Source organism: Calothrix sp. CCY 0018, assembly GCF_963920925.1.
Taxonomy (GTDB): Bacteria; Cyanobacteriota; Cyanobacteriia; order Cyanobacteriales; family Nostocaceae; genus Rivularia.
On the sequence record NZ_CAWUDI010000031.1, the window covers coordinates 1 to 13,712 of the forward strand.

The following is a 13,712-nucleotide window of genomic DNA, read 5'->3' on the forward strand; positions in this document are numbered from 1 at the left end:
ACCAAAACCAGAACCACCAACACCAACAACACCAGCACCAAAACCAGAACCACCAACACCAACAACACCAGCACCAAAACCAGAACCACCAGCGCCAAAACCAGAACCACCAGTACCAACAACACCAGCGCCAGAACCACCAGTACCAACAACACCAGCGCCAGAACCACCAGCGCCAGAACCACCAGCACCAACAAATCCACCGGAGAATCATCCGATATCTACTTAGATAGTCAATTGCGCTTAATTATTATTCCAAGGTTCTGTAGGAGCATCTGAATCCTTCAGAGATACAGTATCTATTAATGAGTTGTCTGTAAATAAATTAGAAGAAGTAGAATCTGTCAAATCATAAAGCGCTTGAAGTACTTCTATAGCTGACTGATACCTGGAATGATGGTCATCAAGTATCATTTTGCTGAGGATTTGGGTAAAGGCAATACTGATAGTTGCTTTGTCAACCCATTTGACTTCTTGGTTTTCATCTATTGGCAACTCATGGGGGGGTATACCAGTTAAAGCAAAGATAGCGATCATTCCTACTGCATAAATATCGCTACTGTATTGCGGATACCCCAAGCATTGTTCTCGTGGTGCATAACCCTTGGTACCAATACCAATTGTAAAGGCTGTTTGTTCTTGAGAATTGAGTACTTGAGTCGATACTTGTTTTACAGCACCAAAGTCAATCAGCACTAACTTTTGATCCGAGGAGCGTCGCATAATGTTACTGGGTTTGATATCGCGGTGAATTACACCTTTGTTATGCACAAACATTAATGTTTGCAGTATATCCTTGAGCATTTCAATTACTATTGGTTCTGGAAGACGTTTACCTAAAAGTAGTTCTTTACTTAAAGGAGCGCCGATAATATGTTCTTGAACTAAATAAAATTCTTGTTCTTCTTCAAAATAAGCTAGAAGCTGGGGTATTTGATTGTAGTTTCCTAATACTTGTAGGGTTTGCGCTTCTGATTTAAACAAGCGTCTGGCAACAATTAATTGTTCCGATCTGTTATTGACTGGCTTTAGCTGTTTGACAACGCATCGAGGATTGCCTGGAAGTCTGGTATCTTCAGCTATATAAGTTTCGCTAAATCCGCCCGAACCTAAAACTTCGACTATTTTATATCTACCGTCGAGTACTTTACCGGATATTTCTTTTAAGCGCTGTCCTAATAAATCTTTTAAATCATCTTGCTGAGATATTATCTCCTGTACGACGCGATTAGAAGCGTGCCTTTGTAAAATATCGACTAGCTGAGTTTTTCTTAACTTTTCCCGAGCCACTTCGGTTCCAAAATAGCAAAGTCCAACCGTACAGATTGTAAATATTGGTAGGCTCGTGGGAAGAATTAACTGAGCGTAGACAAATAAACTGTAACTAATTCCAAACCAAATCGCCGCCAGCACAAGACTTGCTGCCAATCTATTTGTACCTTGTCTGACTCTGGTAATTATAAGTGTTGACCCACCAACTAAAAATAGTACAAATAAACTGCGGTGTAGTGAAGTAGAAAGTGGAGAAACAATCGTTTTCCCTTGCATCAAAGTTGCGATCGCGTGGGCGTGAATTTCGACTCCGTACATTTTTTCTGGATATAGCCACTCGGAAGATATGGCAACAGAGCGGTAATTTTCGCCTTTGTGCGTTCTAGCCGTAGAGCCGATGATGACGATTTTATCTTTAAAAAATTTTCCAGATCCTAAATTTGTATCCCAGAATTCTGGATCGAATAAATTCCAAAAAGAACGAGTCTCGAATGTTCCTGCCCCTCCATAAAAATTAATGCGATCGCCTTTTGGCTGGGGATATTTGATACCGGCTGCCAAAAGTACGGATTGGTCAAATGAAGGTATAGAAGTGGGGACTATATCATCCTGCTCGGCTAATAACTCGGGAAATACGCTTGCTAATCGATGAACTTTACCATCTATCTCAAGCGGAAAATTTGCGGAACCTGTAGATACTGAACCCGTGCGAAATTGCCGATCTGGTAAGACTAATTGCCAGGAAATTCCTTGGTATGACTCAGATTTTTCATAAAGTGCGGCTAAGGTAACTTTGTTTCCATAACGCTCTAACACCTCAGTAAACTGTTTATCGTCGTCTTTCCCATAACTGCTTGGGTAATCGAAAAGTATATCTATGGCAACATGACGCGCTCCAGCTTGAATTAATTTCTTAATAGCTTCGCCGTATACTTTGCGTTGAAACGGATAAGACTTGAGCGGTTCCAAATAAGCGTACTTAACGGGATTTATTTCATAAGATTCCTTGGGGAGCGATATCGATTCATTATCTATTGCCAAAATGACGATATCTTTTGGAGGAGTCACCCTTCCTCGCAGTACATAAAAAACGCTTTCTGCTTGGTTTTCTATCCAAGCCGTTAAATTAGAACTAGATCCTGCCAGTAATACAGCCCCTACAACCGAAGCACCACTAAGAATATGACCCAAACGAGCCATCATCTTAAATGACTGTGCCGACACCGTGGAAGTACCTTGTTTGCGAAGGTTCAGCAGTTTCTTGGCAGCAGACACATATTTTTTAGTTATGTTATATGTAGAATCTTCTGCCATATTGTATTTAGAATTGATTTACGTACAATATATCGTCTGACTTAACACATTATTCTGTGCAAGCCACCCAATTGATAACACTTAAACGAAATAACGAAATTATATACTTATGAAAATATTATACATCTATAAACTAATAAGCGTAAATTTTTCAGTTGCAGAATCAATACCGCTTAAGTTATGGTCACTCATGCGTTTCCTCAAATTCGATTTGTGTAAAATATGCGGGTGAATTAGCGTTGGGGCTTTATGAGTTTTAGGTAACAATATGCATACTTTATATTTTTTTATATTTATATTACTATGTAGCTTTTTTACTTTATCTGTAGCGAAACTAAATCTGCGGATTTATGCTTTAATGTTGAATTATTTTAACAACCATTATTAAATACGGCAAAAATATTTGATAAAAGTCCTTTTGAAATGCTGTAATGGCTTAACAATACAATACCCTCGTTGAGCAGATCGAATTGGGGTAAGTTATTTCCGCCGCGCTGAATATGCGGCGATATTTTCTTGTCTGAGAGTGGGTACCCTATTATCTATAAGTTATCGTTAAAAATATTTACCATTAATTGCTTTTTAGAACCTCCGAAGTCGTCCCTTGCGCCTTCTCGGAGTTAGACGCAATAATTTACCAATTATTTCTAATTTTTGACTATAGCAGCACCACAGTGGTATTTATTCGGCGCATCATTAAAACCATCATCGTTCCCTCAAGAGCGTAGGAAACTGAGCGCGTCAAACTAGGCGTTTGAGAGTTACTTACCACCTTTAGGAGTAAACTTAACTAATATACAGTTAAAAATTCTGTTACTTAGTCAACTTTATTGGTAGATTTTGATTACAGGGTGCTTATAGCATATTAAAGGTGAAAAACACTCACTATGTGTTTTAACCACAATTTTATGTTTTAGTCAATCTCTTAAATTGGAAAATGATAGATAAAAGCTATACATGACAATATAATTTATATAAAAAGCGCGAATTTGTCATTTTATTATTGCTATAATCTATTGTTCAATCTGGATTCATTTATATTTAATGGTGTAATTTCCTATGGAATCTCGTATGACTCGTCTGTCTATTTTTGTAGACGGAAATAATATGTTCTATGCTCAACAAAAGAACGGTTGGTTTTTCGACCCGCGACGAGTATTAGAATACTTCAAATACGAACATGTACATACAGATTTAATCAATGCATTTTGGTATACGGGCTTAAAAGACCCACAGGATCAACGAGGTTTTCGGGATGCTCTAATTAGTTTAGGATATACGGTACGAACTAAAATACTCAAAGAATATTATGATGATTCCTCCGGACGTTACTCTCAAAAAGCTAATTTAGATATTGAAATTGTTGTAGATATGTTTAATACAGTAGACCAATATGACAAAGTAATTCTATTTAGTGGAGATGGAGATTTTGAAAGAGCAATTGAATTATTACGCTCGAAAAACACTCATATAACTGTCGTGTCTACAGAGGGAATGATAGCACGAGAATTACGTAATGTCACCGATAGATATATTGATTTAAATGAAATTAGAACCAGTATAGAAAAAACTGAAGCTTAATAATCTTTACAATTATTTAGAAAATTAATAGTAAAAAAAATTAAACTAGAAAGTATTGCTCCGGCATCTTCGATATGAACGACAAAAACAGGGTTATGAAAACAAATCCAGAACGAATTATTATTTTTGATACCACTCTCCGCGATGGAGAACAATCTCCCGGAGCAGCTTTAAATATCGATGAAAAGTTGGCGATCGCCAAGCAGCTAGCTCGTTTGGGTGTGGATGTAATTGAAGCGGGTTTTGCTGTTACAAGCCCCGGAGATTTTGAAGCTGTTAATAAAATTGCTCAAACTGTAGGGACGGAAGATGGCCCGGTAATCTGTAGTTTGGCAAGAGCAATTAAAAACGATATTAAAGCAGCAGCAGAAGCCTTAAAACCTGCTGTAAAAGGAAGAATTCATACTTTTATTTCAACTTCTGATATCCACTTAAAATATCAGCTAAAGAAAACTAGAGAAGAAGTACTATCAATTGCTGAAGAAATGGTTGCTTACTCAAAATCTTTTATAGAAGATGTAGAGTTTTCTCCAATGGATGCAGTTCGTTCCGATCCAGAATATCTTTATCAAGTATTGGAAAGAGCAATTGCAGCCGGAGCAACAACAGTTAACATTCCCGATACGGTTGGTTATACAACTCCGAGTGAATTTGGTGCTTTAATAAAAGGAATTAAAGATAATGTTCCTAATATTGATAAAGCAATTATTTCGGTTCACGGACACAATGATTTAGGTTTGGCTGTTGCTAACTTTTTAGAAGCAGTAAAAAATGGTGCCAGACAATTAGAATGTACCGTTAATGGTATTGGAGAACGTGCCGGAAATGCAGCTTTAGAAGAGTTAGTAATGGCTTTGCACGTGCGAAGACAATACTTTAATCCTTTCTTGGGACGAGATGTTGATTCGGAAGTACCATTAACTAATATTGACACCAAACAAATATATAAAACCTCTCGTTTGGTTTCCAATTTAACGGGAATGTTGGTGCAGCCAAATAAAGCAATTGTCGGTACAAATGCTTTTGCTCATGAATCCGGAATTCATCAGGATGGAGTGTTAAAAAACAAGCTCACCTATGAAATCATGGATGCCCAATCAATTGGTTTGACAGAAAATAAACTAGTTTTGGGCAAGCTATCTGGAAGAAATGCCGTTCGTACTCGTTTGAAAGAATTGGGCTTTGAACTATCAGAAAATGAATTAAACAAAGCATTTGTTCGATTCAAAGAAGTCGCTGACAAAAAGAAAGAAATTACCGATTGGGATTTAGAAGCGCTTGTTAATGATGAAATCGGGCAAGCACCCGAATTATTCAAATTAGAAATGGTACAGGTTTCCTGTGGTAGCAATGCCAGCCCTACCGCAACCGTTACTCTACGCAATCCAGAAGGAGAAGAATTAATCGACGCAGCAATTGGTACTGGCCCTGTTGACGCTGTATATAAAGCAATCAACCGCGTAGTAAATGTACCGAATAATTTGATTGAATTTTCCGTACAATCGGTAACGGCTGGCATTGATGCGATCGGGGAAGTAACGATTCGCTTGAAGTACGAAGATAAGATATATTCAGGACGTTCGGCGAATACAGATATTATCGTTGCATCGGCTCAGGCTTATGTAAATGCATTGAATCGCTTGTATGGAGCGTTACAGAAGAATAAGAAGCAGCAAGTGATTGCGTAGTATAGATTGTTGGAAGAATTGATTAAGTTTGATCGTGAAGAAACCCGGTATCTATGAGATGCCGGGTTTCTATTAGTAGGTTGGGTTAGACAGGAAAGTCAAATTGAAATCAAAACCAAAGTTTTATTAATCGTGTCGTAACCCAACATCAATAATAAATCCATTTTTATCAAGTTTGTAGTAAGAGCTAAAGCCCTTATTACGAACAAAGAATTATTTGAGCTAATCTATGAATCCCTTCAGTAAGCTGTGTTTCTGTCAATTCTCCGTAACCGAAGATGAATTCACCTTTGGAATGAGTTGCTAGATAATGGGGATTAGCAGACATCATTCCTATACCTAATGAAGCAGCGCGTTGAATAATCTCTTCGTCATTCAATTTACTTTTGAAGCACACCATCAGGTGAATTCCGCCTTTTTCACCTAAGATTTTTGCCTGTTTTCCAAAGTGTTTTTTTAAAGCTTTGACTAAAACTTGCCGACGTTTATCGTATATCGAACGCATTTTTATAATGTGACGATCTAAATGTCCCGATTCGATAAACTCTGCAAGCACCTGCTGTTCTAAAATTGGTAAATGTCTGTCATTCAACCATTTTGCACGGGTGAATATTTTTACTAAACTTTTGGGAAGTACTAAATAACCGATTCGTAGCGATGGAAATAAAACTTTTGAAAAGGTACCGATGTAAAGTACAGAATCGCTTTTATCCAATCCTTGTAGTGCGGGAATTGGTTTTTCACCATATCTAAATTCGCTATCATAATCATCTTCTATAATTAATCCTCCGGTTTGTTGCGCCCAGTTGAGTAATTCTAAGCGTCGCGGTAATGATAAAATTGCGCCGGTGGGGAATTGATGAGAAGGTGTTACGTAAACTAAACGGATGTTTTGTTCTGTATAATTAGCTAATTCTTCTACTACTAAACCCGAATTATCTACTCTTACGGGTAATATTTGAGCGTTTTGAGTTTCAAATATGATTCTGGCGCTTAAATAACCGGGATTTTCTATAGCTATCGTTTCTCCCGGAGAAATTAATAAACGTAAAATTAAATCGAGTGCTTGTTGCGTGCCGTTAGTAATTAATATCTGTTCCGGTTTGCAGTTAACCGCACGGGAGCGAGTCAGATAATGTGCTATCGCTTCTCGTAAAGGTTGATATCCCAAAGGCTCTGTTGAATAATCCAGCCAATTCAAGTTAGCGTTACAGTAGCGCGATAGCAATCTCCGCCATAGTTTGATCGGAAATTCACTTAGTGCTGGTGTTCCATAACGAAAGTTGATTTCTAATTTCGCTTCCGCAATTCTAGGAACATTTTTTATATTAACTAAAGTTTCTCCATATTTAGATAATTTAATTGACGAAGAATTAGTTTTTTCTATATTTTCAATTGGATTTGACTGGGTTAAATCATCGGGAATTTGCTGACAAACAAAGGTACCACTACCCATAACTGTTTCTAAATAACCTTCGCTCAAAAGCTGTTCGTAACTAGTGGTAACTGTAAAACGAGAAATTGACAGGGATTTAGCTAAAAAACGAGTTGAAGGAATCCGCTCCCCTGGAGTTAATCTTCCGGTGAGAATTGCTTGACGAAGTTGTTCGTAAAGTTGTTGGTGTAAGGGTTTTGATGAATTGTTGTCGAGAGTTATTGCTAAATCCATAGAATGGATAAAGTAAAGCTATAAATTATACTTTATCAACTAGATTTGAGATATATTTAGGACTTACGCAACCGCAACGTTAGCGCCTAGCGGAGCGTACCGTAGGTATTGCGTGTCCCGCAAGAAACATAAAATTAGGTATTCCCAACGTTGAGATCCCCCCAACCCCCCGATGAATTGGGGGGCTTTGCGTAAGCCCTCATATTTTAGAACCTATTTGTAAACTTATATTAAAAAAACAATATTAAAAACAGTATTGATAGTAATAAAATAATGGTTTAGAAGTTCTGTAAAAATAGATAATTTGCCAAGCTAACAATAAAATTAGCTTAAATTATCTACCTATAGTTTTATTATTAATATTTTTTTGAATCTTTCTTCGGGAAGAAGTCTGATGCTATAACAATTCGCAAATATTTAACTAACACAAAGCGATAGGCTCGCGAAAAAAATAAACATACTAAATCCGGAGGTAAATATAATGGCACTAATTCGTTGGCAACCGTATCAGGAAATGACAGCTAGTTATCAGTTACCAGTTATTAGCTGTTACAAACAAAACTAATAACTGGTAATTTTATTAGAGAATACAATGCCTCATGCCTCATGCCCAATGCCCCATTCTCAATCATAAATAAAAATGGCAGCAAGTGATTTCAAAGATTATTATCAGGTTCTGGGTGTAAGTAAAAGTGCGTCTCAAGATGATATTAAAAAAGCTTACCGGAAACTGGCGAGAAAATATCACCCAGATTTGAATCCCGGTGACAAAGAAGCAGAAAACCGTTTTAAAGAGATTAACGAAGCTCAAGAAGTGCTTTCCGACCCCGAAAAACGGCATAAATACGATGAATACGGGCAATATTGGCAGCAGGCAGCAACTCAACGTCAACAACAAACTCGAAGTACTACTCCGAGAGGGGGAGTTGGTGTAGATGTCGGGGGATATGATTTTAGTCAGTATGGTAGCTTTGATGATTTTATTGAAGAACTTTTAGGTGGCTTAGGTGGTAAAGGTGGAGCCGGGAGAAGAAGTTACAATTATCGTACTTCCGGTAGCGAGGGATTTAGCCAACCTGGGCAAGATGTAGAAGCGGCGATCGCACTTTCTTTTTCTGAAGCTTTCAACGGCGTACAGCAACAGTTTAAGCTTGGCGACGAGACGATCAAAGTACGCATTCCACCAGGAGCAAAACCCGGTAGTCGTCTGCGGGTTAAAGGTAAAGGACAAACCAGCCCTTTCTCCGATCGGCGCGGAGATTTATATTTAAATATAGAGTTAAAATCCCATCCCTTCTTCAGTTTTGAAGATGATAATATCGTTTGTGAACTCCCGATTACTCCTCCCGAAGCTGCTTTAGGAGCGCAAATAGACGTACCTACACCAGACGGTAACGTTACCATGAAAATAGCTCCAGGAGTCGATTCCGGTCAATCTCTGCGGTTGCGCGGTAAAGGCTGGCGCAATCCTAAAGGAGATCGAACAGACCAAATTGTCAAGTTAAAAATTGTTACGCCCAAAGAATTAACCGACAACGAAAAAGAATATTACGAAAAAATTCAGCAACAAAGTAACTTTAATCCACGCAATTCGATGCAGGGATTTTAGATTGGGCATTGGTAATTGGTAATTGATAATTGGTAATTTCTCCCCATCTCCTTGTCCCCTTGTCTCCCCTCTCCCCCCTCTCCCCATCCCCTCTATAGGTACTAATTTATGAGTCAAATATCCCCCGTAGTGGTTTCAGTTGAAGGAGAAAGCTTAATCAGCTTCGAGCAAGCAGCTACAGTCACGCAAACATCAGTTACCATTATCGAACGCTTTAGCAGCCTGGGTTTAATTGAGCCAGAAGGAGAAATGTTACGTTCCCAAGATGTCACTCGTATCGTGCAAATTATTCGTTTGCGTCAAGATTTGGGGTTGAACTTAATTGGTGCTGCGATGGTGTTAGATATGGCACAAGAAATAGCTCAATTAAAATCGCAAGTGGAAGCTTTGAGAAAAGAAAAGTAATTGGGCATTGGCAATTGGGAATTGGTAATTGGTAATTGTCCCCACTCTCCCCCCTCTACCCATAAAAAAAATTGTAGAAACGGCTTTAATATACCTTCTCTACAATCTATCTTTTTTTACCCATTATTTAATTCACTATTACGCTTTAACAACTTCAGCTTGCTTCTCGATTACATAAGGCTTTTCTACACCTTGTGCTAAATATTCTTCAAGTTGAGATTCGATTTGTTCGCGGACAATTTGACGGTATTCCAGAAAGTGTTCGTTATGAGCGCAAGAGGATAAATAATGTTCAAAAACTGCGGGGTTATGCTTGAGAATACCAAATAAATGATGCCAGAATTTCCACCTGGTTTCGCGTTTGACTCCTTGCCGCCAAATAACAGTTGCCAATGCTTTCACAACTTGCCATTCGGGCGCTTTACTAGGTGCTTTCCAACTCGGTTTACCCATCATTAAGAAACAGCGATAGGTACGATCTAAATAAGATATGGGGTCATATAAAGCACAAAAGGCTTCAATATATTCCCTGCCAATATCTTCCAAAGGACGAGTGGGAATAAAATTCATTAACGTGGTTTGGTTAATGTTTCCGTCTGTAGCTTCGCGCATTCTGCCTTCTTTTTCTAAGCGATGCCATAATGCAGTGTTGGGTAAAGCTTGTAACATCGCGAAAGTTGTAGAAGGAATCGCTGCTTGCTCTGCAAACCGAACAATGCGATCGCCAGCACCCGATTTTTCGCCATCGAAGCCAATAATAAAACCAGCCATCGGACGCAAACCGGCTTTAATAATAGACTGTACGGATTCAACCAGGGAGTTACGGGTATTTTGAAATTTCTTTGTTAGCTGCAAACTGTCTTCATCTGGTGTCTCAATACCCAAAAATACCGCAGCAAAACCACATTCAACCATCAATTCCATCAATTCTGGATCTTGCGCTAAATCTACTGAGGCTTCGGTATCAAAACGGAATGGATACTCATGTTCTTTCATCCATACTTTTAACTCTGCGAGCAACAGTTTAACGTTGCGCTTGTTGCCGATAAAGTTATCATCGACCATAAACACGCCACCGCGCCAACCCAATTCATACAAACAATCGAGTTCGGCTAAAAGCTGCGCTGGAGATTTGGTACGAGGTTTGCGCCCGTAAAGTACAATGATGTCGCAGAATTCGCATTGAAACGGACAACCGCGAGAAAACTGCACCGACATCATGTCGTAAGCTTCTCTTTCCAACAAGTCAAAACGAGGAATGGGTGTTGAAGTGACATCTGGTTTTTCTGTAGCGCGGAATACACCGCTTGTTTTACCAGCTTGTACCGCTTCCACAAACATTGGTAAGGTAATTTCCCCTTCATCAAGGATGAGAAAATCTGCTCCCGCTTTTTGAGCTACAGCGGGTACAGAAGTTGGATAGGGGCCACCCACTGCAACTAATTTACCGTGTTGTTTTGCAGCATTTATTTGATCGCATAAATCCTCTTTTTGCACAATCATCGCAGATAAAATTACCATATCTGCCCATTCCCATTCTGCCTCTGTCACCGAGCGAATATTGCGATCGACTAATTGAAATTCCCATTCTTGAGGCAAAATCGCGGCTACTGTCGCCAAACCTAAAGGTGGTAATAAAACTTTCTTATTTACCAACTCCAAAATTTTTTCATATGACCAAAAAGTTTTTGGAAATAAAGGATAAATTAATAAAACTCGCATTGCTCTACACTTCCCTTCAGCTTTTTACAACTGACTAAGTTTTCTTCTTAAACTGACTAGTTCGGGATTTACTTACAAAATTATGTATTTATCTCTACTTTTATCTACAATGCACAATAGCGCTATTACGATAAGCAGCCTCCTCGTGACGGCTCGTGAGGCAGTCTTTTTTGATTTTTCAACCAAAGAACTATAAAAGCATACCTATACTGAGATAATAATTCCGTAATGGCAGTATAAAAATCTTGTTTTAATCAATAGGTTTACTCATTTACATCTGATGCAACTCTATGTTAACACCCGTATTTTTAATTACGTCGAATGATAATCTATTTATTAGATTGATAAACTTTAGAGGAATCTGGTTTGATTGCCTTCACAGCGAAAGCATAATTGCTCCTATGGGTAAAATGTAAAATATATAATGAAAATCCCAAAAATCTCTTCTCTTTTATGACTTCGGAATCCCAGACAGAAAAAGATAAATCGCAAGTAAGTAGCAATACAAATAAAGAGGACGAAAAGATTCTATGTCCCCACTGCAAGCGCACCGCGACAAATGGCATTAAATGTAAAGGGATTTGTGTGGCAGATAATGATTATTAAATAATTGGTAATTGGTAATGGGTAATAGGTAAAAGTTTAATCTAAAATCTAAAATTATTTAGTAGGTAACTCAATTACAAATTCAGTTCCTTCTCCAACTGTTGAATTATAAGTTAATTTACCAGCATGAGTTTCTTCTATGATTTGCTTTGCTATAGCTAAACCCAATCCTATACCTTTACCAAGTCTTTATTTAGTATTCCCAAATCATAAAAAAAACAATCGCGGTAAACACTTTTATATTCTAATTGACAAATAACAGGATATGTGAGGTAAGCATCAACAAAAGTTGATAAAAACGCCGTATCTATTATCAAAGTGGACTGGTATTAAATCCTAAAATTGGCTATTGAAACCGACCACTAGATAAATTACGCTGTTCTTAAGTTAGAGTTTAGCGATTATCTGGAGGCTAAATATGTCTTATGTAGCCAGGATTTGTATCTATCCGATTAAGTCACTTGATGGGGTGGAAGTCAGACAAGCGAGGGTTTTGCAGAGTGGTGCATTGGAGTGCGATCGCCAATTTGCCATTTTTGACGAACAAGGTAAGTATGTCAATGCGAAACGCTATGCCAAAATACATTTATTGCGCTCAAAATTTGATTTAGAAAATAATATTGTTACGTTAAAAATTCAAGGTAGCGATACAGAAGAAAGTTTCAATTTAGAGTCAGAAAGACCACGTTTAGAAGCTTGGTTAAGTGAGTTTTTTGGTTTTACCCTCAAATTACGAAAAAACTTAATTACCGGCTTTCCCGATGATACCGTATCACCGGGACCAACTATAGTTAGTACTGCTACTTTAAAAGAAGTTGCTTCCTGGTATTCAGATTTAACTGAAGATGATATTCGCCGTCGAATGCGTACAACTATAGAAATTGATGGAGTACCCGCATTTTGGGAAGATAAATTGTTTTCTAAAAGCGATAGTGTAATTAATTTAAAAATAGGAAATTTACATTTTGTAGGTGTAAATCCCTGTCAGCGCTGTATTGTTCCAACTAGGGATGCAGTTACAGCACAAGTTAATTCAGATTTCCAGAGAATATTTATTAATAAACGTAGAGAAACCTTACCGGAATGGGTAAATAAATCTCGTTTCAATCATTATTATAAACTGACGGTAAATACTAGATTAGCCAGTAAAGAATTTGGCAATAAAGTTATTAAAATTGGTGATGAATTGATTTTGTAAGGTGGAGCAAAACAAATAGACTAAATCCGCCGTAACGCACCATAAATTTAGGGTGAAAACCGAAAATACAAAATCATCAATTTTTAATTAAGGTGAAATGTATAACGAAATAAATCTAAAAATTAGAGAAACAACTCCAAAAGAAGATTCAATAATAGCAGAGCATTTTTATAAAATGTGGTTAGATATTGGCGCTCCTGAAAACTCTATCAAACTTAATCACCGCAATCTGACTTTAGAATTTATCAAACAAGCTCGTAAAAATTTATTTTATAAAGGTTTTGTTGCAGAAATTGGTAATATAATTGTCGGCTCTGCAAGCTGTCAGCTTTTCACAGGTTTATATTCACTAATTTTAGAAGAAGAATATCGCAAATACGGATACATTTGGGGTGTTTATGTCGAATCTCCTCACCGCAGAAAAGGAATAGCCAAACAATTAACAAACGCAACAATTGAACATCTAAAATCAATTAATTGTACAAAGGCTATTTTAAATGCTTCGCCAGCAGCTAAACCCGTTTATGAAAACTTAGGTTTTTCACCAAGTAACGCAATGCAATTAGATTTAACTTAAATCTCTTTGTTCGTAGTAAGGGCTTTAGCCCTTTTAAACTAATTAAAAAACCAATTATTGAAGCACTAAAG

11 protein-coding genes and 1 pseudogene are annotated in these 13,712 nt (G+C 37.7%); 8 read left to right on the forward strand and 4 right to left on the reverse strand.

From position 1 onward, the window contains the following. Positions 1-229: hypothetical protein (locus ACM03V_RS21470; RefSeq protein ID WP_414622834.1), on the forward strand; the 229-nt coding region annotated here is incomplete at its 5' end. A 14-nt stretch (positions 230-243) separates the two neighbouring features. Here ACM03V_RS21470 and ACM03V_RS21475 read toward each other — a convergent pair. Next, positions 244-2,586: a CHASE2 domain-containing protein gene (locus ACM03V_RS21475; RefSeq protein ID WP_414622835.1), complete on the reverse strand. Its 2,343-nt coding sequence runs from the start codon at positions 2,584-2,586 to the stop codon at positions 244-246. A 1,059-nt stretch (positions 2,587-3,645) separates the two neighbouring features. On the opposite strand from ACM03V_RS21475, the gene ACM03V_RS21480 reads away from it, so the two are divergent. Both ACM03V_RS21480 and ACM03V_RS21485 read left to right on the forward strand, forming a co-directional pair. Continuing rightward, on the forward strand, positions 3,646-4,167 hold the full coding sequence (locus tag ACM03V_RS21480) for an NYN domain-containing protein (protein WP_414622836.1): 522 nt from the start codon (positions 3,646-3,648) through the stop codon (positions 4,165-4,167). A 95-nt stretch (positions 4,168-4,262) separates the two neighbouring features. Continuing rightward, positions 4,263-5,855 (forward strand): 2-isopropylmalate synthase, encoded by a 1,593-nt coding sequence (locus ACM03V_RS21485; protein WP_414622837.1) that lies wholly within the window; start codon positions 4,263-4,265, stop codon positions 5,853-5,855. Positions 5,856-6,054: 199 nt separating this feature from the next. On the opposite strand, the gene ACM03V_RS21490 is transcribed toward ACM03V_RS21485, so the two are convergent. Next, positions 6,055-7,524, reverse strand: coding sequence for a PLP-dependent aminotransferase family protein (locus ACM03V_RS21490; protein ID WP_414622838.1), 1,470 nt, complete (start codon positions 7,522-7,524; stop codon positions 6,055-6,057). Positions 7,525-8,164: 640 nt separating this feature from the next. Between ACM03V_RS21490 and ACM03V_RS21495 the strand changes: the two genes are divergently transcribed. Together ACM03V_RS21495 and ACM03V_RS21500 are read left to right on the forward strand one after the other, a co-directional pair. Next, positions 8,165-9,133, forward strand: coding sequence for a DnaJ C-terminal domain-containing protein (locus ACM03V_RS21495; protein ID WP_414622839.1), 969 nt, complete (start codon positions 8,165-8,167; stop codon positions 9,131-9,133). A 108-nt stretch (positions 9,134-9,241) separates the two neighbouring features. Continuing rightward, the gene (locus ACM03V_RS21500) at positions 9,242-9,538 is read left to right on the forward strand and encodes a chaperone modulator CbpM (protein WP_414622840.1); all 297 of its coding nucleotides are present in this window, start codon (positions 9,242-9,244) and stop codon (positions 9,536-9,538) included. Between the two features lie 138 nt (positions 9,539-9,676). Here the strand turns inward: ACM03V_RS21500 and ACM03V_RS21505 are convergent, their stop codons facing one another. Next, complete coding sequence (locus ACM03V_RS21505) at positions 9,677-11,260, reverse strand: B12-binding domain-containing radical SAM protein (RefSeq protein WP_414622841.1); 1,584 nt, start codon at positions 11,258-11,260, stop codon at positions 9,677-9,679. 453 nt (positions 11,261-11,713) lie between these two features. Between ACM03V_RS21505 and ACM03V_RS21510 the strand changes: the two genes are divergently transcribed. Further along, positions 11,714-11,866, forward strand: a complete 153-nt coding sequence (locus tag ACM03V_RS21510; RefSeq protein ID WP_414622842.1) for a hypothetical protein — start codon at positions 11,714-11,716, stop codon at positions 11,864-11,866. 54 nt (positions 11,867-11,920) lie between these two features. Here ACM03V_RS21510 and ACM03V_RS21515 read toward each other — a convergent pair. Then, positions 11,921-12,052 (reverse strand): annotated as a pseudogene (locus ACM03V_RS21515) (ATP-binding protein); the annotation flags it as partial. A gap of 232 nt (positions 12,053-12,284) precedes the next feature. On the opposite strand from ACM03V_RS21515, the gene ACM03V_RS21520 reads away from it, so the two are divergent. Together ACM03V_RS21520 and ACM03V_RS21525 are read left to right on the forward strand one after the other, a co-directional pair. After that, positions 12,285-13,064, forward strand: a complete 780-nt coding sequence (locus tag ACM03V_RS21520; RefSeq protein ID WP_414622843.1) for an MOSC domain-containing protein — start codon at positions 12,285-12,287, stop codon at positions 13,062-13,064. Between the two features lie 97 nt (positions 13,065-13,161). Further along, the gene (locus ACM03V_RS21525) at positions 13,162-13,641 is read left to right on the forward strand and encodes a GNAT family N-acetyltransferase (protein ID WP_414622844.1); all 480 of its coding nucleotides are present in this window, start codon (positions 13,162-13,164) and stop codon (positions 13,639-13,641) included. The last annotated feature ends 71 nt before the right edge of the window (positions 13,642-13,712 follow it).

Coding starts and splice junctions, on each gene's coding strand:
- ACM03V_RS21520 (WP_414622843.1), top strand. CDS start 12,285: ATGTCTTATGTAGCCAGGATTTGTATCTATCCGATTAAGTCACTTGAT.
- ACM03V_RS21480 (WP_414622836.1), top strand. CDS start 3,646: ATGGAATCTCGTATGACTCGTCTGTCTATTTTTGTAGACGGAAATAAT.
- ACM03V_RS21505 (WP_414622841.1), bottom strand. CDS start 11,260: ATGCGAGTTTTATTAATTTATCCTTTATTTCCAAAAACTTTTTGGTCA.
- ACM03V_RS21495 (WP_414622839.1), top strand. CDS start 8,165: ATGGCAGCAAGTGATTTCAAAGATTATTATCAGGTTCTGGGTGTAAGT.
- ACM03V_RS21490 (WP_414622838.1), bottom strand. CDS start 7,524: ATGGATTTAGCAATAACTCTCGACAACAATTCATCAAAACCCTTACAC.
- ACM03V_RS21500 (WP_414622840.1), top strand. CDS start 9,242: ATGAGTCAAATATCCCCCGTAGTGGTTTCAGTTGAAGGAGAAAGCTTA.
- ACM03V_RS21475 (WP_414622835.1), bottom strand. CDS start 2,586: ATGGCAGAAGATTCTACATATAACATAACTAAAAAATATGTGTCTGCT.
- ACM03V_RS21525 (WP_414622844.1), top strand. CDS start 13,162: ATGTATAACGAAATAAATCTAAAAATTAGAGAAACAACTCCAAAAGAA.
- ACM03V_RS21510 (WP_414622842.1), top strand. CDS start 11,714: ATGACTTCGGAATCCCAGACAGAAAAAGATAAATCGCAAGTAAGTAGC.
- ACM03V_RS21485 (WP_414622837.1), top strand. CDS start 4,263: ATGAAAACAAATCCAGAACGAATTATTATTTTTGATACCACTCTCCGC.